14 protein-coding genes are annotated in these 22703 nt (G+C 41.4%); all 14 read left to right on the forward strand.

Annotation, left to right across the window (positions count from 1 at the left end; translation table 11 throughout):
* Window positions 1–14 precede the first annotated feature (14 nt).
* On the forward strand, window positions 15–1481 hold the full coding sequence (locus VCM39_RS20140; RefSeq protein ID WP_221651237.1) for a glycosyltransferase family 2 protein: 1467 nt from the start codon (window positions 15–17) through the stop codon (window positions 1479–1481).
* An 8-nt stretch (window positions 1482–1489) separates the two neighbouring features.
* Window positions 1490–2428, forward strand: a complete 939-nt coding sequence (locus VCM39_RS20145; protein ID WP_322933193.1) for a DUF4922 domain-containing protein — start codon at window positions 1490–1492, stop codon at window positions 2426–2428.
* Window positions 2425–3774, forward strand: a complete 1350-nt coding sequence (locus VCM39_RS20150; RefSeq protein WP_322933192.1) for a SpoIID/LytB domain-containing protein — start codon at window positions 2425–2427, stop codon at window positions 3772–3774. Before VCM39_RS20145 ends, VCM39_RS20150 begins: the two co-directional genes overlap by 4 nt.
* Window positions 3775–3784: 10 nt before the next feature.
* On the forward strand, window positions 3785–5092 hold the full coding sequence (locus VCM39_RS20155) for an MFS transporter (protein ID WP_289292287.1): 1308 nt from the start codon (window positions 3785–3787) through the stop codon (window positions 5090–5092).
* 21 nt (window positions 5093–5113) lie between these two features.
* Window positions 5114–6352, forward strand: coding sequence for a DUF1343 domain-containing protein (locus tag VCM39_RS20160; protein ID WP_263663382.1), 1239 nt, complete (start codon window positions 5114–5116; stop codon window positions 6350–6352).
* A gap of 2 nt (window positions 6353–6354) precedes the next feature.
* Window positions 6355–9237: an FAD-binding and (Fe-S)-binding domain-containing protein gene (locus VCM39_RS20165; RefSeq protein ID WP_322933191.1), complete on the forward strand. Its 2883-nt coding sequence runs from the start codon at window positions 6355–6357 to the stop codon at window positions 9235–9237.
* A 36-nt stretch (window positions 9238–9273) separates the two neighbouring features.
* A complete protein-coding gene (locus VCM39_RS20170; RefSeq protein WP_002558896.1) occupies window positions 9274–10437 on the forward strand; it encodes an acyltransferase family protein in 1164 nt (387 codons plus the stop codon).
* A complete protein-coding gene (locus VCM39_RS20175; protein ID WP_195348708.1) occupies window positions 10434–11270 on the forward strand; it encodes an ATPase in 837 nt (278 codons plus the stop codon). The genes VCM39_RS20170 and VCM39_RS20175 overlap by 4 nt, the downstream gene beginning before the upstream one ends.
* 15 nt (window positions 11271–11285) lie before the next feature.
* Window positions 11286–12101: an N-acetylmuramic acid 6-phosphate etherase gene (gene murQ / locus VCM39_RS20180; RefSeq protein WP_195449385.1), complete on the forward strand. Its 816-nt coding sequence runs from the start codon at window positions 11286–11288 to the stop codon at window positions 12099–12101.
* Window positions 12102–12307: 206 nt separating this feature from the next.
* A complete protein-coding gene (locus VCM39_RS20185; RefSeq protein WP_322933190.1) occupies window positions 12308–14074 on the forward strand; it encodes a serine hydrolase in 1767 nt (588 codons plus the stop codon).
* Window positions 14075–14142: 68 nt separating this feature from the next.
* Window positions 14143–15312 (forward strand): T9SS type A sorting domain-containing protein, encoded by a 1170-nt coding sequence (locus VCM39_RS20190; protein WP_002558892.1) that lies wholly within the window; start codon window positions 14143–14145, stop codon window positions 15310–15312.
* Between the two features lie 4 nt (window positions 15313–15316).
* A complete protein-coding gene (locus VCM39_RS20195; RefSeq protein WP_195349719.1) occupies window positions 15317–18883 on the forward strand; it encodes an RHS repeat protein in 3567 nt (1188 codons plus the stop codon).
* Window positions 18880–22254, forward strand: coding sequence for a DUF6443 domain-containing protein (locus VCM39_RS20200; protein ID WP_322933189.1), 3375 nt, complete (start codon window positions 18880–18882; stop codon window positions 22252–22254). The genes VCM39_RS20195 and VCM39_RS20200 overlap by 4 nt, the downstream gene beginning before the upstream one ends.
* On the forward strand, window positions 22211–22699 hold the full coding sequence (locus tag VCM39_RS20205; RefSeq protein WP_229127753.1) for a hypothetical protein: 489 nt from the start codon (window positions 22211–22213) through the stop codon (window positions 22697–22699). The genes VCM39_RS20200 and VCM39_RS20205 overlap by 44 nt, the downstream gene beginning before the upstream one ends.
* Window positions 22700–22703 lie beyond the last annotated feature (4 nt).

Raw genomic sequence — 22703 nt, forward strand, 5'->3', positions numbered from 1 at the left:
TAAAGAACTAAGATATGAAAACTACAATCAATTGCTTTATCCCTTTTGCAAATGCAGCGCAAGCTGAAAAAACAGTTCAGAGCTTACAAAGTTCCGATCTGATAAAGAAAATCTATCTGCTCACAACAGAAACGACAGCCACCCCCCTTCCGGGTTGTGAAATATTAACCGTGTCTGCACTTAATGCCAGTGCAACAATGCGCGCTGTTGCTGCACATTCCGATGCGGACTATACCCTGCTTTATACCAAATATACAACACTGTCACCAGGTATGTTCGCCTTCGAACGTATGATCCATATTGCCGAAGACAGCAATGCAGGTATGGTGTATGCCGATCATTATCAGGTGGCGGAAGGTGTTCAAAAGAATGCACCGGTGATAGACTATCAGCCGGGGAGCCTCCGTGATGACTTCAACTTCGGTTCGGTGTTACTATACAAAGCCAGTGCATTGAAAGAAGCAGTGAGTCGTATGAAAGCTGATTATCAGTTTGCCGGACTGTATGATCTACGCCTGAAATTGTCACAAAAGGAAGCATTGGTTCACATTAACGAATACCTGTACTCCGAAGTGGAAAACGATACCCGCAAAAGTGGTGAAAAAATATTCGACTATGTAGACCCTAAAAACCGGGCACTACAAATAGAGATGGAACAAGCCTGTACAGAACATCTGAAAGAGATAGGTGGCTATCTGGCTCCCGAATTCAAAAAAATCGAATTCAGTGCCGGTAATTTTGAATATGAAGCTTCTGTCATTATCCCGGTACGCAACCGTATCCGTACGATTAAAGATGCCATACGATCGGTATTAAATCAAAAAGCTGAGTTCAAATTCAACCTCATCATCATCGACAATCACTCTACCGACGGAACGACAGATGCTATTCGTGAATTTACCTCCGACGAGCGCCTCATCCACATCGTCCCCGAACGGAATGATTTGGGTATAGGCGGTTGCTGGAATTTGGGTGTACATCATGAGAAATGTGGCAAGTTTGCCGTACAGCTGGACAGTGACGATGTGTATAAAGATGAAAATACCCTGACAACAATGGTGCAGGCATTCTATGAACAGAATTGTGCAATGGTGGTAGGTACATACATGATGACGGACTTCAATATGAACAGGATCGCCCCGGGCATTATCGATCATAAAGAATGGACTCCCGAGAACGGACGTAACAATGCTTTACGCATCAACGGTTTGGGTGCTCCACGCGCATTCTATACCCCGGTATTACGCGAAATCAAAGTTCCTAACACCAGTTATGGGGAAGATTATGCCTTAGGATTGAACTTCTCCCGCCAATACCAGATAGGACGTGTGTACGATGTAGTCTATCTGTGTCGCCGTTGGGATGACAACTCGGATGCAGCACTGGATGTAGTGAAAATGAACGGGCACAATTTGTATAAAGACCGTATTCGTACCTGGGAATTACAAGCCCGTATAGCAATGAATCGTCGTCAAATGTAATAATAGGGATGGATACAAAATTAAAAATAGAAAAATTATTCAGTGACCAGCTCTCTTCATGGGAGCTGGCAAAAAACAATTATACAGCACTAAGCCGGGTCAAAGTAAAAGAACTGGATGTGAACGGTACGCACTATAAAGTACAGTTTAATCCTGCACGCATCGTTTCTTCGGCAGCTAAAGTGGATACAAAATCTATACAGGAACGAAAATGCTTCCTTTGTCCCGCCAATCTACCGGCTGTACAAAGAGGGCTTCCGTTCAAAGAGAATTACCAGATACTGGTCAATCCGTTTCCTATCTTTCCGAAACATCTGACTGTACCGGCTTTAGAGCATGTGGACCAGCGTATTAAAAATCGCTTTGGCGACATGCTGGACTTAGCAACTTATGCCCAGGACTATGTAGTTTTCTACAACGGTCCCAAATGCGGAGCATCCGCCCCCGACCATGTGCACTTCCAGGCAGGAAACAAAGGTTTTCTCCCTCTTGAACAAGAGTGGAAAAATAAGAAGGCCGGTAAAATTGTGACTTACCAAACAGCTACACTATCTTATCTGGACGATGCCCCCCGTAATACATTGGTCTTGGAAGCAACCAACCGGGAAGATGCCATCACCCTATTCAATATAGTATACAACGCCATGGAACAGAAACCGGGTGAGGAAGAGCCAATGATGAATCTGCTTACCTGGGTTGAAGGCGGACAATGGGTAGTCTGCATTTTCCCGCGTTCCAAACACCGTCCTTCCTGCTACACAGCCGAAGGAGATGCCAATATTCTTATCAGTCCGGCATCCGTAGATATGGGAGGAGTATTCATCACCCCACTGGAAAAAGATTTTGAGAAACTAACGGCAACAGATATTGCGGCAATCCTCGGAGAAGTCTGCCTCAGTACAGACGAATTTCACAAATTAAGACAACGCATAAAAGAACAGTTATGAAAGAGCCTAAAGTACATGTAGGTATCCTGTCCGGACAAAAGATAGAATTCACCCTATTGAATACCTATCGCATGAACGGTGAAGAAGTAAGTGGGAAACAAACCGCTCTTTTCGATGACGGAAAAATCCTTTGGAGAAACCATCATTATGAAGAACTACTGTTTGAACCTCTGTACGAGGCTACAGACTCTTTCGAATTGCAGGATGTCACCATCGGTATCAATTTTCACTGGGAACGAAAAGAAAACCAACGTTTCCAGGGAGCCCTGAAAATTATCATAGAAAACAATACCCTCACCGGTATCAACCGCGTAAACGTAGAAGATTATTTAGTCAGTGTCATCTCCTCGGAAATGAGTGCCAACGCTTCTCTGGAATTACTGAAAGCACATGCAGTGATTTCACGCAGCTGGCTACTTAATAAATTGACAATTGACAGTGGACAATTGACAGTGGACAGTGGACAATTGACAGTTACTATGCAGCATGATAGCGCAGCCAATTGTCAATTGTCAACTGTCAACTGTCAACTAATAAAGTGGTACGATCAGGAAGACCATACTCACTTTGATGTGTGTGCCGACGATCATTGCCAGCGTTATCAGGGAATCACCCGTGCATCTACCGAAATCGTGAAGGAAGCCATTCATGCTACCCGCGGACAAGTGCTGACCTATAACGGACAAATTTGCGATGCCCGCTTCTCTAAATGCTGCGGAGGCGCTTTCGAAGAGTTCCAATATTGCTGGGAAGATGTGAAACATCCTTATCTCGTCAAACAACGGGATAGCAAGACAACGGCTCTCCTACCCGATCTTCGCATGGAAGCAGAAGCAGAAAAGTGGATACGAAACTCTCCGGAAGCTTTCTGCAATACGACAGAAAATAAGATACTCAGCCAGGTGCTAAACAATTACGATCAGGAAACTACTGATTTTTATCGCTGGAAAGTAGAATACACGCAAGAAGAATTAGCGGCACTTATCTTCAAACGTTCCGGCATTGATTATGGACAGATAATCGACTTAATTCCTGTTGAACGCGGAACGTCTGCCCGAATCGTAAAACTTAAAATCATTGGTACAAAGAAAACAATGACCATTGGCAAGGAGCTTGAAATCAGAAGGACATTGTCACCTTCTCATCTGTACAGTTCGGCATTTGTCATTGATAAAACAGATATAAAAGATACTATTCCGGGCAAATTCATTCTCACCGGTGCCGGCTGGGGGCATGGTGTAGGTCTTTGTCAGATTGGTGCCGCAGTAATGGGTGAGCAGGGATATACTTATGACACAATTCTGCTACATTATTATATTGGAGCTGCTATTGAAAAACGATATTAAAACAATCATTATGAAAAATAAGAAACTATCACCGTGGGCATGGATACCAACACTTTATTTTGCACAAGGACTGCCTTATGTAGCCGTAATGACTATCTCAGTTATTATGTACAAAAAGTTAGGTATCTCTAATACAGATATTGCTCTATATACCAGTTGGCTATACCTTCCCTGGGTAATCAAACCTTTCTGGAGTCCCTTTATTGACTTATTAAAAACAAAACGTTGGTGGGTAGTGACCATGCAGATTCTCGTAGGAGCCGGACTGGCCGGAATAGCCTTTACTATTCCCATGCCCAATTTCTTTCAGATAACTCTCGCTATATTCTGGTTAGTGGCTTTCAGCTCGGCAACACACGACATAGCCGCCGACGGATTTTATATGCTGGCTTTAAGCGTACGAGACCAGGCCATGTATGTCGGAATACGAAGCACTTTTTACCGCATTGCCACTATAGCAGGGCAGGGACTTCTGGTTGTACTGGCAGGAGAACTGGAAAAACGGACTTCTACTATAGCCATGGCATGGAGTATCACATTTTATATTCTTGCGGGATTATTTATTGCATTCTATTTGTATCACAGCTATATCCTTCCACATCCTTCCGCTGATAAACCAGCAGTAGGCAATGTCACGGCAAGTAATATATTCAAAGAGTTCTTTGCTACTTTTACTTCTTTCTTTAAAAAGCCACAAGCAGGTGTTGCCATACTCTTTATGTTATTCTACCGTTTGCCTGAAGCCCAATTAGTAAAACTCATCAATCCTTTTTTGCTGGACCCTATTGAAAAAGGAGGTTTAGGATTGAGCACGGCCGAAGTGGGTTGGGTATATGGTACTATCGGTATTATCGGACTTACCCTCGGAGGAATCATTGGAGGAATCTGTGCAGCCAAAGGAGGATTACAGAAATGGCTATGGCCCATGGCATGGAGCATCTCCCTGACTTGTATTACATTTGTCTATCTCGGATATTTCCAACCACAAGACCTTCTTACCATTAACATTTGTGTATTTATAGAGCAGTTTGGTTATGGATTTGGATTTACAGCCTATATGCTTTACCTGATTTATTATTCGGACGGCGAACACAAGACGGCACATTATGCCATTTGTACTGCTTTCATGGCACTGGGTATGATGTTACCAGGCATGATGGCCGGTTGGTTACAGGAACATATCGGTTACGAGAAATTCTTTATCTGGGTAATGATTTGTTGTGCAGCAACCATTGCTGTTTGCGCATTTATAAAGATTGACCCTAATTACGGTAAAAAAGAAGAAGTTACAGAAACAGAAACCCCCGAAAAACAATAACGATTCGAAACAGAAAAACTTATGAACAAATTTCGATTTATTATTCTTAGCACTTGTTGCCTGCTGGCCCTCACCACACAGGCACAGAAAATCAAAATTAAGACGGGCATTGAAGTTCTGAAAGAACAGAACTTCAAATGCCTCGAAGGTAAACGTGTGGGACTGATCACCAATCCTACCGGTGTAGACAACCAGCTGAAATCTACGATTGACATTCTTCACGAAGCCCCCAATGTGAATCTGGTAGCATTATATGGCCCCGAACATGGTGTACGGGGCGATGTCCATGCCGGAGATAAAGTCGATAATTCAGCCGATTCCTCTACCGGACTGCCCGTCTATTCTCTTTATGGGAAAACACGCAAACCCACTCCGGAAATGCTGAAAGACATCGACGTGCTTGTATACGACATACAGGATATCGGCTGCCGCTCTTTCACCTATATCAGTACTATGGGGGTAGCTATGGAAGCTGCTGCCGAAAATGGAAAGGAATTTATCGTACTTGACCGCCCCAATCCGGTAGGAGGGGAAAAAATTGAAGGTAACCTGACAGAAGAGGGATACATTTCTTTTGTTAGTCAATTTAAGATTCCGTACCTTTACGGACTCACTTGTGGTGAGTTGGCCCTGATGCTGAACGGTGAAAAGATGTTAGGCAAGCAGTGCAACCTGCACGTGGTGAAAATGAAAGGCTGGAAACGTAAAATGGATTATGTTCAAACAGGTTTACAATGGATTCCTTCCTCTCCGCACATCCCGCATCCGCACTCTGCCTTCTTCTATCCTGTATCGGGAATACTTGGAGAACTCGGTTATATGTCTATCGGAGTGGGCTATACTATTCCGTTTCAGATGTTTGCTGCTCCTTGGGTGAAAGCTGAAGAACTGGCAGATAATCTGAATAAGTTGCAGTTGCCCGGAGTCATCTTCCGCCCGATACATCTTAAACCGTTCTATTCTGTAGGCAAAGGCGAACATCTGCAAGGCGTACAAGTGCATATCATGGACTATCGGAAAGCTGCGTTGAGTGAGATACAATTCCTTGTCATGCAGGAAGTAGCCACTCTCTATCCGGAACATGCTATATTTGACCATGCAGATAAAGGACGTTTTGACATGTTTGATAAAGTAAGTGGTTCAAACGAAATACGCGAACGGTTCAGTAAACGTAATCGCTGGGAAGACATCCGCGACTATTGGTATAAAGACGTGGATAGTTTCCGCCAACTGTCAAAGAAATATTATTTATACAAGTAGAAATGAATAAAGGAAGTAAGCACTTGGCATTTTTGCAGGAGATTTCACAATTCATCCCGCAAGAAAGAATTTATACTGACGAACTTCGCCGGTTGGCATGGGGAACGGATGCAGGTTTTTATCGCCTCATTCCCCAAATTGTAATCCGCTCCGCCAATGAGCAGGAGGTTTCGGATTTATTATGTGCGGCAACCCGTCATCTGTTGCCGGTAACTTTCCGTGCAGCGGGGACCAGTTTATCAGGGCAAGCCATCAGTGACTCTATCCTTATAGTGGCAGGAAAACACTGGGAGAAATACAGTATTTCCTCCGATTACGAACAAATAACCCTCCAGCCCGGTATTATCGGACAACGTGTTAATGAACTGTTACAGCCCTTCGGACGTAAGTTTGCTCCCGACCCGGCCTCTGTAAAAAGTGCCATGGTCGGCGGTATCGTAATGAACAATGCTTCGGGTATGAATTGTGGTACACATGCCAATAGTGACAAAATGTTATTGTCGGCACGTATTGTATTTGTGGACGGAACGATACTGGATACCGGCAGTGATATCAGCAAACAAGAGTTCCTGTTGAGACATGCCGGATTCATTACACAAATTCAGACACTACGCGACCTGATTCGTACAGATGAAGAGTTGAGCGCACGCATTCGTTACAAATACTCTATTAAAAACGTCACCGGATTAAATCTACTACCGTTCATCGCCTTCGATGACCCGTTTGATATTATCACACATTTAATGGTAGGTTCGGAAGGTACATTGGCTTTCCTCTCAGAGGTAACTATGAAAACGGAGTATGATTATCCTCACAAAGCCAGTGCAATGCTCTATTTCAGCGACATCAAAGAAGCATGCCGGGCGGTAGTGGCAATGAAGAAACTCACCAACGAAAAAGGTGAATGGATTGTGAAAGGTGCCGAACTGCTTGATTGGAAATCTCTGGCATCCGTCAACGATTCGACTGGTGAGGGACTAACAGCTGTACTTACAGAAACTAAAGCACATAGCAAAGAAGAACTTGCTCAAAACATAACTGCCATAGAAGAGACTTTAGCATCCTTCAATACTTATATACCGGTTCGTTTTACAGATAAACCGGAAGAATACTCCAAATACTGGGCCATTCGTTCGGGGATCTTCCCCTCTGTGGGAGGAACCCGTCAACCGGGAACAACCTGCCTCATCGAGGACGTAGCCTTCCACATAGAAGACTTACCCGAGGCAACAGCTGAGTTACAGCTACTCATTGCACGCCATGGATATGATGACGCCTGTATTTACGGACATGCCCTCGAAGGCAACTATCATTTCATTATTAATCAGTCTTTCAGTACCGATGCCGAAGTAAAACGCTACGAAGAACTAATGAATGATGTCAAAACATTAGTGGTGGATAAATACGACGGTTCACTAAAGGCCGAACACGGTACGGGACGTAATATGGCACCGTTCGTAAAATACGAATGGGGTGAGAAAGCCTATGAGATTATGAAAGCGGTAAAAGCGCTTTTCGATCCGCAAAATCTGTTAAACCCCGGTGTTATCTTTAATGATGACCCACTGTGCCATATCAAAAACTTCAAGCCGTTACCACTCACGAATCCACATGTAGACAAATGCATCGAGTGTGGTTTTTGTGAAGTCAATTGCCTGACTTGTGGTTTTACCCTTTCTTCACGTCAACGCATTGTATTACGCCGTGAGATATCCAGGCTGAAACAAAACGGTAATGATCCCGAACGCCTCGCCACTCTACAAAAACAATACCGCTACCCCGGAAACCAGACTTGCGCCGGAGACGGCCTTTGTTCAATGTCCTGTCCCATGGGTATCAACACAGGTGACCTGACGCACGACATCCGTCAGGAAGAGCTTCCGCAAAATAGCTTTGGCTATTCTGTAGGAAACTTTGCCGCCAATCATTTTGCCGGTATAAAAAGTTGCCTGCGTCCGATGTTAACCCTCGCAAATGCAGCCCATTCCGTATTAGGAACTTCTGCTATGACCACCCTCACCAAAGGAATGCACAATGTCTTGGGTATCCCACAATGGACTCCGGCTATGCCCAAAAGCTATAAGAGAAGGGAGAAGGGAGAGGGGAGAATGGAGAAGAAAAAAAATATGCAGGGTAACAGCACAGCCAATTTTCAATTTTCAACTTTCAACTTTCAACTAAATAAGGTTGTTTATTTTCCCAGTTGTATCAACCAGACAATGGGGTTACCCGGTAAATCACGTGAAAGCCAACCTCTCGTAGATAAGATGTTATCCCTCCTGCAAAAAGCGGGTTACGAAGTCATCTTTCCTAAAGATATGGAAAAACTGTGTTGCGGTACGATTTGGGAGAGCAAAGGCATGCCGGATATTGCCGACCGAAAATCAGCAGAGCTGGAAGCTTCTTTATGGGAGGCTTCTGAAAATGGAAAATATCCGGTATTGTGCGACCAAAGCCCTTGCCTTCATCGTATGCGTGAAACCATAAAGAAAATGAAGCTATATGAACCAGCAGAATTCATCTATATCTTTTTACGTGATAAACTGGAATTCACCCCCATCAACCGTCCGGTAGCTGTTCATATCACTTGCTCTATGCGTAGAATGGGATTGGCAGACACCCTGCTTTCCCTGGCACGGCTCTGTTCCACACAAGTCGTCATACCCGAAGAGGTAGGTTGTTGCGGTTTTGCCGGAGACAAAGGTTTTACTCATCCGGAAGTCAATAGTTATGCTTTACGCAAGTTGCGTCCGCAATTGGAAAAAGCAGGAATACAAACCGGATATTCCAATAGTCGTACCTGCGAAATTGGCCTTACTACCAACACAGGTATTGCCTATGTGTCTATCGCCTATCTGGTAGACGAATGTACTAAAGCCCGTTAACCCCAAATATAAACTTAACACATAAAACCATTAGAAATGAATAAAACAACCAGCAAACGTCTCTTAGCCCTCGACATATTAAGAGGTATCACCATAGCAGGAATGATTATGGTGAACAATCCCGGTTCGTGGTCATACGTCTACGCCCCGTTAGGACACGCTAAATGGAATGGTTTAACACCAACCGATCTTGTATTCCCTTTTTTCATGTTTATCATGGGAATATCCACTTATATTTCCCTGCGGAAGTATAACTTTGAATTCAGTCACTCAGCCGCCCTAAAGATTCTTAAACGCACCATTGTCATCTTTGCCATTGGTCTGGGCATTGCCTGGTTCTCTATGTTTTGCCGCACCTGGAATTCTCTTTCCGGTGAAGAAATCTCTTTTTTATCACGACTTGGGCAATCAGTCTGGACTTTCGATCATATCCGTATTTTAGGAGTGATGCAACGCTTAGCACTATGCTATGGCGCAACTGCTATTATCGCTTTAACGATGAAGCACAAATATATCCCCTATCTGATTGTAACTTTATTGGTAGGTTATTTTATCCTGCTTATCACTGGTAATGGGTTCGAATATAACGACACGAACATACTTTCCGTCGTTGACCGTGCAGTGCTTGGAGAAGCACATATGTACAAGGATAATGGCATCGATCCCGAAGGACTGTTAAGTACTATCCCGGCCATTGCACACGTGCTGATAGGTTTCTGCGTTGGCAAACTGCTAATGGAAGTAAAGGACATCAACGAAAAACTCGAACGCCTGTTCCTTATCGGAACAATTCTTACTTTTTTAGGATTCCTGCTCAGCTACGGCTGTCCGATCAATAAGAAAATATGGTCACCTACTTTCGCCATTGTCACTTGTGGACTGGGCTCCAGTTTCCTGGCACTACTTATTTGGATTATCGATGTAAAAGGCTATAAATCGTGGAGCCGGTTCTTTGAATCGTTTGGTGTAAATCCACTCTTTATCTATGTACTGGCAGCTGTACTTTCTATTTTATTGGGGAACATACGAGTCACATTGGACGGAGCAACAACCAGCCTGCATGGTTACATTTATAGCGGTATTCTTCAGCCTTTATTGGGCGATTACCCCGGTTCATTAGCATTCGCCCTTCTATTTGTGATACTCAACTGGAGTATCGGTTACCTATTGTATAAGAAAAAAATATATATAAAGATATGATATTAATAGCAGATAGTGGTTCTACAAAGACCGATTGGTGCGTTGTAGGACAAGGACAACTCGTCCGACAGATAGTTACGAAAGGTATGAATCCTTTCTTTCAATCAGAGGAAGAAATAGGGAATGAGATAGCTACTGCACTACTCCCCCATCTGGAAACCAATGCGCTCGACGCTGTTTATTTTTATGGAGCAGGATGTGTGCCGGACAAGGTGCCAATGATGCACAATGCACTCTCTCTCCATCTGAATGTCAAGAATGGCATTGAAGTCAATACGGATATGCTGGCCGTGACCCGTAGTTTGTGTGGACACAAACCGGGCATCGCCTGTATTTTAGGAACCGGTTCGAACTCCTGTTTCTATGACGGCGAAAAGATTGTGAACAATGTTTCCCCGTTAGGATTCATTTTGGGAGACGAAGGCAGTGGTGCTGTATTAGGAAAACTTCTGGTAGGCGACATTCTGAAAAACCAGATGACACCGGAATTGAAAGAAAAGTTTATGAAAAAAACCGGCCTGACACCTCCCGAAATTATCGACCGCGTATATCGTCAGCCGTTCCCAAACCGTTTCCTGGCAAGCCTTTCTCCGTTTCTGGCAGAGAACATTCACGAGCCATCTGTGCATACACTCGTTCTTGGCAGTTTCAAGGCTTTCCTGAAACGTAACGTGATGCAGTATGATTATCAGAATTATCCGGCACATTTTATCGGCTCCGTTGCCTACCATTATCAGGAGGTATTACACGAAGCCGCCCAAGAACTGGGAGTACAAATAGGAGTTATCGTCAAAAGCCCCATGCAAGGTCTGATGACATTTCATAATTCATAAATCATAATTTACCCAATGTTTATCAAAATATCAGAGCAACCTTCGCTCTACAACGATTTAGAGAAAAAGTCTATCCGGGAAATACTGGAAGACATCAATACGGAAGACCAAAAAGTAGCCCTTGCCACACAAAAGGCCATTCCGCAAATAGAGAAACTGGTAAGCCAGATCGTGCCTCGCATGAAGCAGGGAGGACGTATATTTTATATGGGTGCCGGAACAAGCGGGCGCCTGGGAGTACTTGACGCTTCGGAAATACCTCCAACTTTCGGTATGCCTCCCACATTGGTCATCGGGCTGATTGCCGGTGGGGACACAGCCCTTCGTAACCCTGTAGAGAATGCCGAAGATAATACGACCCGTGGCTGGGAAGAATTGATGGAACATAACATCAATGATAAGGACACGGTTATCGGTATTGCTGCGTCGGGTACCACTCCTTACGTCATCGGAGCCATGCATGCTGCGCGCAAACACGGGATTCTAACCGGATGCATCACCAGTAACCCCGATTCACCCATGGCAGCAGAAGCCGATGTTCCTATTGAGATGATTGTAGGGCCGGAATATGTGACAGGAAGTTCACGTATGAAATCGGGTACAGGACAAAAAATGATCCTGAACATGATCACTACCTCTGTAATGATCCAGCTGGGACGTGTGAAAGGTAACAAAATGGTTAACATGCAGCTCAGCAATCAGAAATTAGTAGATCGTGGCACGCGTATGATCGTTGAAGAGCTTGGGTTGGATTATGATCAGGCAAAAGCCCTGTTGCTGATGCATGGTTCGGTAAAAAAAGCCGTAGACGCTTACAAAGCGGGACAATAAACAAAACTCAGTTCACCACAGAGGCCACCAAGTTTCATAGAGTATTACTTTTATCTGATAAAACGCGGATTTATGCGAATTAACGCAGAATAAAAGACGGTAATTCCTTCTTTTACATCTGTTTCTTTTTGCGAAAATCCGGATAAATCCGCGTTTCAATAATACCATACTTATCTTATCCAACTTTATCTAAACTACGTATTCATATGAAAACATCCTTCCTAATATTGAGCCTATTCTTTCTCTCTTTCCAGGCCTTGGGACAACCGTTACAACGCGTAGCTCCCGAACAAACAGGCATGAACTCCCGTCAACTTACATATGCTGATAAAGCTATTGAAACAGCTATAAACAACAAAGAAATTCCCGGTGCTGTACTTGCCGTCGTACGCCATGGCAAATTGGCTTATCTGAAAGCCTATGGAAATAAGCAACTGCTCCCTGATACAGAGCAGATGGATGTCAATACCGTATTTGACATGGCTTCCGTGAGCAAAGCCATGTCAACCGCCATCAGTGCTATGATTCTCATTGAACGCGGTCAACTCCGGCTTACAGACCGTGTCAGTCTCTATATTCCGGGATTCTCCGAAGATATCCGTATCACCGACCTCATGACACACACTTCCGGACTCCCACCTTATGCTCCGGTTAAGGAATTAACGGCTAAATATGGCGCTCCGAATCCTAAAGGGCTCATAGAATACATTTCCGGTTGCAAAACTAATTTTAAGCCGGGAACAGACTTCCAATACAGCTGCCTCAACTATATTGCCCTGCAACATATCATTGAAACAGTCAGTGGACAAAGCCTGCGTGATTTTGCAAAAACACATATTTTTGATCCGTTGGGTATGCAACATACCGATTATTGTCCTACCGGAGAAACATTGGAACGGTGTGCTCCTACCGAAAAGCAAAAGGACGGCAGTATTCTCAAAGGAATTGTTCACGATCCGTTGGCACGTATCATGAACGCAGGTGTCTCGGGTAATGCAGGTGTTTTCTCCGATGCCAATGACCTGGCTATACTCGCTGCAATGTTACTCAACAACGGAGAATATAACGGACATCGTATCCTCAGTCCATTAGGAGTAAAAACAATGAGAAGTATTCCCCGGCATATCCCCGGTCTGGGACGCGCATTAGGATGGGATCTCTTTTCTCCGTATGCATCTAATAACGGTGATTTATTTGGACCAAACACCTACGGACATACAGGATATACAGGTACTTCCATCACCATTGATCCCGACAATGACACTGCCGTTATTCTGCTGACCAACAGCGTACATCCGAATGACAAAGGTAAAGCAACCCGGCTTCGTTCACTGGTAGCCAACGCAGTTGCTGCTTCTATCTACCCTACCGAGCGGACATATACTGAACATTACTACAAACGCTTTCTCGAATTTGAAGATGAGCCGGCCATCAGCCCCAAAGATATCGTCATGCTGGGCAATAGCCTCACCGAAGGTGGCAAAGACTGGGGAGTACGACTAAAAAAGAAACATGTACGTAACCGGGGCATCATCGGAGACGAAGCAATGGGTGTATACGACCGTCTGCACCAGATTCTCCCCGGGCATCCGGCAAAGCTCTTTTTATTGATAGGCATCAATGATGTATCACATGATCTCACAGCAGACAGTGTCGTGACTCTTATTACTCTCCTGATAGACAGAATACAGAGAGAATCACCCGATACCAAACTATATCTGCAAAGCCTGCTCCCTATCAATGAATCCGTATGTAAATACAAAACGATGATCGGTAAAACAGACATCGTACCGGAAATTAACCGAAAACTGGAAACGCTCGCTACTTCCCGGAAAATACCATTTATCAACTTATTCCCTCTCTTTGCAGAAAAGGGAACAAATATTCTACGAAAGGAACTGACGACAGACGGATTACATCTGACGGAAGAAGGGTATCAGATATGGAGTAGGAAGTTGAAGAAATATCTTTAAGACAAAGACTTTCGGTCCCTTCCTCCCCCATCGTAACAGCACACAAATAACCTTTATAACAATATCCTATGAAACACAGTTTACTGTTCTTTTTATGCCTTTGGAGAATGATCGATTTATATTCTCAATGCAGTCTCACTTCTGAACTTAATAAATTCAGAGTCAATGACACCATTGTCAAACAGCAAATAGAATATAAGGCTCCTGGCCGGTCAGGCAAAGATGTACTTTGGGATTTCGGAAAATTATCTCCGATAAACAAGAAGTATACGCTCATTTATTCCGCCCGAAAAGGGGTTGATTCTATGATTGTAGGGCGAGAACACCATACCCGCTATTATTATGATTGGCAAAAGGATTCGGTATGGTTATGGGGATTTGAAAATTCAACTACTCAAATCGAAAACTCTAAACCTGAACTTCTTTTGCAGCTTCCCATGCATTATGGAGACAAAGTTCAAGGCTATTATCAGGGAGAAGGGAAATATTGCGGACGGTTACACATCTCTACGGTGGGACGAAATACGACCGAAGCCGATGCATATGGAATGATTATCTTACCCGGAAAAGATACTCTAAAGCACGTGCTACGGATAAAAATGACCAAATTAATCAGTGAAACGATTTCTCCCCTAAAGGTTCTATCCGAAAACATGAATACCCCGACTTACCGGATTCTGCCGGAAGATTCCATCGACAATATTATAAGACAGAACGAACGTACCATTATTGTAGAAACCTATCAATGGTACGCTTCAGGATATCGCTATCCCATCTTCGAAACAATACGTACCGGCCATCTGTCTGATAGTTTAAAAACAGCATATTTTTCTACGGCATTCTTCTACCCACCGGGCAAACACATGTATCTGCAAAGTGATACCGCCAATCTGGATTTACAGAAAAAAATACTGGCAGATACCGTCCATAAGAATGAGAAAGACGATCATAAAAGTCAAGACAACTCAAACGACTTACCTTTAGACTTTTCATACAATGTCTATCCCACCCCTGTGCAAACAGAATTAACTTTTGAATTCTATCTCTCTGACTATGCAGCTATTTCTTATAGATTGTACAACATAGCAGGCCAACAGCTTACTCATTATACCGTAAAAAATTACCCCGGAGGAGTATATCAACATTACATCGATATGGATAAATATCCCAAAGGAGAGTATATCCTGCAAATCTGTGTGAATGAAAAAGTATTCAGTGAAAAAATAATAAAAGGATAATACTATGAAAAAGATAGTGGCTTTATTAAAACAGAAGATTGTGTTGGTAGGAATTTTATCTTGTATTTCTCTCTTCTTGTCAGCACAAAGTGAGCCTATTCCGGTTATCACCAGACCGTCAGCCGAAGCGCAAACATTGGAAAAGTTTGGAGAAATACCAACCGACCTTTATACAGGAAGAGTAAATATTGACATACCATTATTGGATATTTCAGAATATGATATTACCATCCCTATAAAAATAAACTATTTCGGAGGCGGAATCAAAGTAATGGAAGAAGACGGACCAATAGGTTTAGGATGGAATCTTAGCGTTGGTGGAGCCATTTCCAGAAATATTTGTGGATTGCCGGATGAAATGTATGACCAGACTAACAAAATAGTAGGTTATGACAAACTCAACACTCCCCTTTTTCCATATATCCCGGGCACTGATGATAGAAAAAGTTTTGTAGAACTGATTAAGGAAAGAGAATTTAATTATAACCCTGCCGATCAATATCGTTCAGATGGAAGTTATTGTAAAATCGGTTACATGAGTAGTATTTATGGCGAACAGTATGACCAAGGTCATTTTGATACAGCACAAGATACATATAGTTTCAATTTCATGGGAATATCGGGAGTATTCGTCATTGATGAAAATAAAGATTATATCATTCAAAGTGATTATAATATTTCGATTGAGCGTTCATCAAATGGTGATTTTAGTATTTCGGATGCTAACGGATATGTTTATAGATTTACAAAGAGAGAGATATCAACTTTTCAATATACTTCTATTCAGCCAAGCACTAATCGGAGAGAATCATTTCGTTGTCCTTCTGCCTGGTGGCTAACTTCCATCACGACTCCGGCAAAAAATGTTATAGAATTCTATTATCGTACTTTGGAGAACATTGAATGTACTATTACAGATTATCCAATAATAGATTCTGAATTCCAAAAAATGCATTTTAACGAAGATTGTAATGAAGTCTATGAGTGGATCAGAAAAGTTTCCACAATTCCATTTCCTACTAAAATTTCCGACAAAGTATTACTAAGTTCCATTGTTACCAAAAACAGCTTGATTCGTTTTGAATACGAAGGGGATAGTTGCCACTCGCAACTAAAAAAGATTATCTATATACCCAATAAATTAGACGAAAATAGTATTTATAAAACAATTAACTTTTATCGTTCCTGTTTCAATACTGATGACGGCAGTTACCGTACAAAATTAGACAGTTTACAAATTATAGGAGAAGACACTTCTATCATCCAAACTTATAAATTAGCATATACAACAGATGAACTATTCAATAAAAACATTCGGGAAAGAGATCATTGGGGATATTGGGTACCCAATGGTGGCTTATATCCTTCTCATGTAAATTACTTTAGTAAACGCTATTATTATGGTGAATCAAGTAGACATTCATTTCCCGATGGTGCGACAATCGGTATGTTACAAAGCATAACTTATCCAACAGGAGGAAAAACAGAGCTTTTGTGGGAGCCCAATACTTTCTCTAAATTGGGATTAGCCGCCCAGCAAACAGATGCATCAGATAACTCTTTCTTTGAAACATTAGAAAACTATCGTGACACTATTGCACACCATCTTACGCTAAGAGGAAAAAAGAGCAACTATATATTGGAAACATCTTGCAACATAGGTACTCCTCAATCTATATATATAGATTTCACACAATATTATCCAGCAAACATACTAGGAGACGAAGATCCAGCAAGTTATAACACCTGTATTGAAGGATGGTTGTCTAATGATACAATATATAATTCAACCCATTTACCATATCTGGAGATAACCTTTCCGGATAACAACAGACAAATCATCCGCATAAATAAAAACAACTTTAACCGTACTATTCCAATATTTGTTTCCCAAAGTGGCAGATATACATTTAAGCTAAAAAATCCAGGAACAGAATGGTCTGGGCACAGACCTGATTTATGTGGTATTTTTTATGATATTTTCGATGGTCCCGACTGTACTGATTGTGGGAAAATAGATATTAAGTATTTCACTCTCCGTACTCCTATTGCAGCAGATACATATCCAACAGGAGGATGTAGAATAAAAATAATTAAAAATATATCAGGCAATGATACAATCGTCCGACTATATAATTATTCGGAAGATGGTAGAGATCCGACATCCCCCAGTAGCGGAGTACTGACATATATGCCCAGATATGGTTCTATTATTAGCAAAGCTTATCAGCCAGAACAACCATTAGACTTTAATGGTAATTCACTCTGCCGCCTATGGTGTGAAGCTGAAACTTCCATAATAAGTTTAAGTTCACATGGTATCCCCACCACACTAAACGGAGGAAGCCACATCGAATATTCTAAAGTTACAGAAAATATCATTCGGAACGGACACCTAAATGCCTTAGATCCGGCAAGAGCCGACAGACATGAAATTATATATGAATATGTAACATCTGCAGATCATTTAGACTGTGCAGATATTGATGAGACACAATATGGGCCTTATGTCAGAGCCGACATGCTCAAACTTACTTCCAAAAGATATAAAAGAGGATATCTAAAAAGAAAAACGGAACACACAGATGAAAAAAAAGTAACAGAATATTCATATGATATACAAGAGAAAGAAAAGACTTCTGTAATTACGGGTTCATTATTTATAGTCGGAGACTATACCGAACAGAAATTTGTAAGTTCTAAATGTCCTGAATACGGAAAAATTCACATGTATAAAGATTATGGAATTGTCAAATACAGAGTTATTCCTTACAATAAACATATTAATGAAATAAAAGCAACAGGAGATATTACTAGTAATTATCAAAAATATACTTATGCAGACAAATTATACAGTACTAATATAATGGCAAACGCTCCTTTATCATATTCTACAATAGATTCACAAGGAGACACAGTTACCCAATATTATACATATACCCGAAAAAACAAAATACATACCTGTATTTCTATAAAACAAGGGAGGATTACGGATGCATACCGAAACGAATATAACGATAAAAGCCAACTTACAGCCAAATACATAGCAAAATTAAATCCGGGCAATCTTCCTCTTGCCTCCTCCTATAAGTTAGGTAATTGGCAATTTATAACCGAAAACCAGAATCCGGCATTATACCAATTGACCAACGTCCTTACGGAAAGTTACCAATATGATCGTGACAGGCTGGTTCAGGTTACAGATGAGACCTCAGGTATATCCACCGTCTACCTCTGGGCCTACAACGGTACACATCCCGTAGCAGAAATCAGAAATGCCACATTTGCCAACGTAGTGCAAAGTTTAGGTGGCGATTATATGGTGAATCAATTATACAATTCGTATACCCCTAATATGAATGTGGTAAATAATCTAAGAAACGTACTTATAAATAGCCAGGTAACCACAATGACCTTCAAATTATTGGTAGGAGTAACCTCCATCACAGACCCCAGAGGTATCAAAACATCTTACGAATATGACTCTTTCGGAAATCTCAAGAACATACGGGATCTTAATAATCGACTGCTTCAGACCATTCAAGTTCATTATATCGGCGAATATTTATGAAAACAAGCATCTTATTATCAGGAATTTTTTTATTACCACTATTTATCGTACATGCACAATCCGGTGGTAATCAAAACTACATCTCCATACATACAAAAATGAATGCAGAGGGCACAACAGAACAGGTGTCTATTCAATATTTCGACGGCATGGGACGCCCTGTGCAACAAGTTCAGAAAAATCATACGCCATCCGGTAAAGATTTAGTTACCAACATCGACTATGATTATTGCGGACGGGTATCAAAAGAATGGCTGCCGACTCCTGTTGAAAACAGCCAGGAATATATCAAACCCGGAAACTTTGCCACACTGTCAAAAGCCTATTATCAGGATGGACGGCCCTATAAGGAAAACCTTTATTCCTCCCGTTACAGATATGATTATCTGGAAGGGATACAGGTACCCGGTGACGATATGGACAAGCACCACAGCAAACTGAAACATACAGCCAACACCGCGAACCAAGTCAGAAAATATATAGTGAATGCACAAAACCGTCTTGAAAATGCCGGATACTATCCTCCAAAAACACTCGAATGTTTTCTCACAACCGATGAAGATGGAAAAGAATCCCAAATATTCAAAGATAAAAACGGACGCATCATCCTGCAGACATCCGGAGGGGATGTGAATACCTATCACGTTTATAATTCATTGGGACAGCCGTGCTACATACTTCCTCCTATGATTTCGGATGTACTGAATGCAGGTGAAGTCAGTGATGACCATGTATTGTTAAAACAATACGCATTCATTTATAAATATGACGACTTAGGGAATTGCATATACAAACGCTTACCCGGATGCGAACCGATATACACGGTATACGATAAAGCCGGGCAATTGGTTTTCAGCCAGGATGGTAACCAACGGAAAAAGCATTTGTGGACAGCAAGCAATTATGACATTTTCGGCAGACTGATTTATATGGGACAATATGAAGCCGAAATGAGCTTGGAAGAAGCTATTATGGAATTTGGAAACTCACCGGTTACCGATTCATTTATCACAACTAATGCGATGGGATATTCAAATACTCCTTTCAACCTGCAATCCGACAAGATGCTAACTGTGAATTACTATGATGACTATCGTTTTCTGGAACTGCTACCGCCTGCACAAAGAGATTCATTATCTTACAAACAGAAAGAAGGTTACGGAACAGCATTCACATCAAACAGTTCTTCTTCCGGTTCAAAACCGAACGCCAAAGGCCTTCTTACAGGCACACGCACTTATCTATTGGATGGAAGTGGAAAATATACTATTCAGGCATTCTATTATGATGAAAAAGACAACATCATACAGACTCGCCAAAGCAATCATTTGGGCGGGTATACAACGGCATACCACAGAGTAGATTTCAGAGGGAAACCTATAAATGTGCTTAAAGAGAGTTCCATTTCCGGCAACAGATACGGCAATGTGTCCGAACTTTATTCATATACATATGACCAGGCAGAGAGACGTCTCACTACAAGCTACCGGCTAAATGGTAATCCTGCCATCACTTTGTCCGAAAATGAATACGACGAATTAGGACGACTACAAACAACATACAGACATAATCGGACAGACACAGTTTGTTACAAATACAATATACGGAACTGGATAACCCAAATAAGAAGCGGTTCATTTGAGGAGAATATTTATTACAATCAACCTGTTTATAGTTCGGAACTGGCAAAGCCTTGTTATAACGGAAATATATCCAGCAACACATGGACTTACAACGGAAAGAAAAATGGTTATATCTATTTTTATGATGCACTGAACCGACTAACATCAAACTATTGTTATCTGGATGGACTATTTATGGATGCCGGACAATTATCTGAGTCATTCAAATACGATAAACATGGAAATATAAAAGAGGTAACGAGATTTGGCGAAGACGATGTTATCGACCTGCTGACATTATCCTATCATGGTAATCAACTAAAGAAAGTCACAGATGGCTGGGGTTCCGGTAACCTGTACAATCAAAAAGAGTATCAGGATAAGGCAAACGAAACTGAAGAATTCGCTTATGATGCCAATGGAAACATGGTGAAAGACCTGGATCGTAACATCGTTACCGTTCGCTATAATATACTAAACTTGCCTGACACGGTCCAATTTAAAAATGGTAATCAGATAATCAGCTCGTATGATGCTTCCGGCAGGAGATTAAGTACCCGAAACTTCACGCTTGCTACTCCGGTAGTTGTACCTATCGGAGAAACCCGTAAATGGGAATATGATCTGGATGTAATAGACGAAACCGGCACATTTTACGTTGATAATATAGAATACGACTTTAATGGCTGTGACCCGGGAGTATATATGCTGGGAAAAGTGTTCAATCCTGAAGGATATGCTACAAGGATTAACTCAACTTCTCTTCTGCCCGATTACCATTATTATCGTAAAGATCATTTAGGTAATAACCGGGAAGTATGGCGTGCCGCATACAAAGACTATAGAGGGACGATAGTCCCGGCTACCACTGTACAACGTATTCAGTACTACCCGAGCGGTCTGCCTTGGGCAGAAGGAACAGGAAGAGACGTTCAAAACCGTAAATATAACGGTAAAGAGTTCATTGAAATGCATGGATATGATACATACGATTATGTGGCTCGTGGTATGTATCCGGCGATTATGAGTTTCACCTCAGTAGATCCACATGCTGAGAATTATTACCACCTTAGTCCATATGTATATTGTGGAGGAAATCCCATAAGCAGAATCGACCCGTACGGAATGGACTATTGGAGTACAAGCGATCCGGTGGAAATAGAACGGTTCTGGAATTCTCTATTTTCGCCTCTTGTAAACATGCTACAATATTATTCTAATTCATTCAATTTTTCATCCTGGGATCATCTTACAGATGCAGAGTTCACAGACAGACTGACTTTTAATGACGAGAATGAGACATTTTATTTTAGCTATAGTAAAATCATTAATGGCGAAATTAATGTTATAGGAATATCTATTAGAGCTACAAATGTAAACCAAGGAAATGCCTGGACCCAATATGGACTTCCCGCTTCCGGAAGGATAGAACAAACCAATACTGTATACGATTTATTAACAGGACGTTTTATAAGGAAAGCAGGTATAGAAATGGCTAAAGAGGCTATTTTTCCAGGTGGTTCGCCTACTAGTACTTTTGGTATAAGATCCGGGAAAAAGTCTACGAAAGGAATGCCACATGGTGATGGTGGAAGAGCATTAAAGAAAGCAGAAAAACGTATTAAGGAGTTACAAGAGAAGATGAAAACGGCTCCTGCTAAAGAAAGAAAAGAAATTCAAAAAAAGATAGATAATATTAGAGAAGATGCCCAAAGAAAAGATAAAGGTGAAACCCATTGGAATAAATAAACAAAACATAAAGAATAATATGGAAAAAACAGGCTTAATACCCAACAAATCATATGAGAATTTTATTCTTGGAGATGATATTACTAATTATTTGCATTTGCCCCATCATGTGGAATTTTATGATCATTCTAAAATAGATCATGATTCTTATTTTTTCGATAATGTCAATTTTTATATATGGGTTAAAAATGGTAAAATTGAAACAATTAAATGTGATAAAGAATGTTATTGGAAAGGCAAAAATTTGATAAATATGTTTTATGAGGAATTCTTGATATTAATAGATTATCAGCAACCTAGCGATGAAGACATCATATACGTTCCAATAAACAGAGATAGAGGACAAAATCAGAAAGTGTATACTTTTGATTATTTAGGATTAATGATCTGGGTATGGAGAAAAAAAATCAGAACAGTATTAATCTACAATTATGAAGATGAATGATGGT

The organism is Bacteroides mucinivorans (genome assembly GCF_034654355.2).
Lineage (GTDB): Bacteria > Bacteroidota > Bacteroidia > Bacteroidales > Bacteroidaceae > Bacteroides > Bacteroides nordii.

Coding starts and splice junctions, on each gene's coding strand:
- VCM39_RS20140 (WP_221651237.1), top strand. CDS start 15: ATGAAAACTACAATCAATTGCTTTATCCCTTTTGCAAATGCAGCGCAA.
- VCM39_RS20145 (WP_322933193.1), top strand. CDS start 1,490: ATGGATACAAAATTAAAAATAGAAAAATTATTCAGTGACCAGCTCTCT.
- VCM39_RS20150 (WP_322933192.1), top strand. CDS start 2,425: ATGAAAGAGCCTAAAGTACATGTAGGTATCCTGTCCGGACAAAAGATA.
- VCM39_RS20155 (WP_289292287.1), top strand. CDS start 3,785: ATGAAAAATAAGAAACTATCACCGTGGGCATGGATACCAACACTTTAT.
- VCM39_RS20160 (WP_263663382.1), top strand. CDS start 5,114: ATGAACAAATTTCGATTTATTATTCTTAGCACTTGTTGCCTGCTGGCC.
- VCM39_RS20165 (WP_322933191.1), top strand. CDS start 6,355: ATGAATAAAGGAAGTAAGCACTTGGCATTTTTGCAGGAGATTTCACAA.
- VCM39_RS20170 (WP_002558896.1), top strand. CDS start 9,274: ATGAATAAAACAACCAGCAAACGTCTCTTAGCCCTCGACATATTAAGA.
- VCM39_RS20175 (WP_195348708.1), top strand. CDS start 10,434: ATGATATTAATAGCAGATAGTGGTTCTACAAAGACCGATTGGTGCGTT.
- murQ (WP_195449385.1), top strand. CDS start 11,286: ATGTTTATCAAAATATCAGAGCAACCTTCGCTCTACAACGATTTAGAG.
- VCM39_RS20185 (WP_322933190.1), top strand. CDS start 12,308: ATGAAAACATCCTTCCTAATATTGAGCCTATTCTTTCTCTCTTTCCAG.
- VCM39_RS20190 (WP_002558892.1), top strand. CDS start 14,143: ATGAAACACAGTTTACTGTTCTTTTTATGCCTTTGGAGAATGATCGAT.
- VCM39_RS20195 (WP_195349719.1), top strand. CDS start 15,317: ATGAAAAAGATAGTGGCTTTATTAAAACAGAAGATTGTGTTGGTAGGA.
- VCM39_RS20200 (WP_322933189.1), top strand. CDS start 18,880: ATGAAAACAAGCATCTTATTATCAGGAATTTTTTTATTACCACTATTT.
- VCM39_RS20205 (WP_229127753.1), top strand. CDS start 22,211: ATGCCCAAAGAAAAGATAAAGGTGAAACCCATTGGAATAAATAAACAA.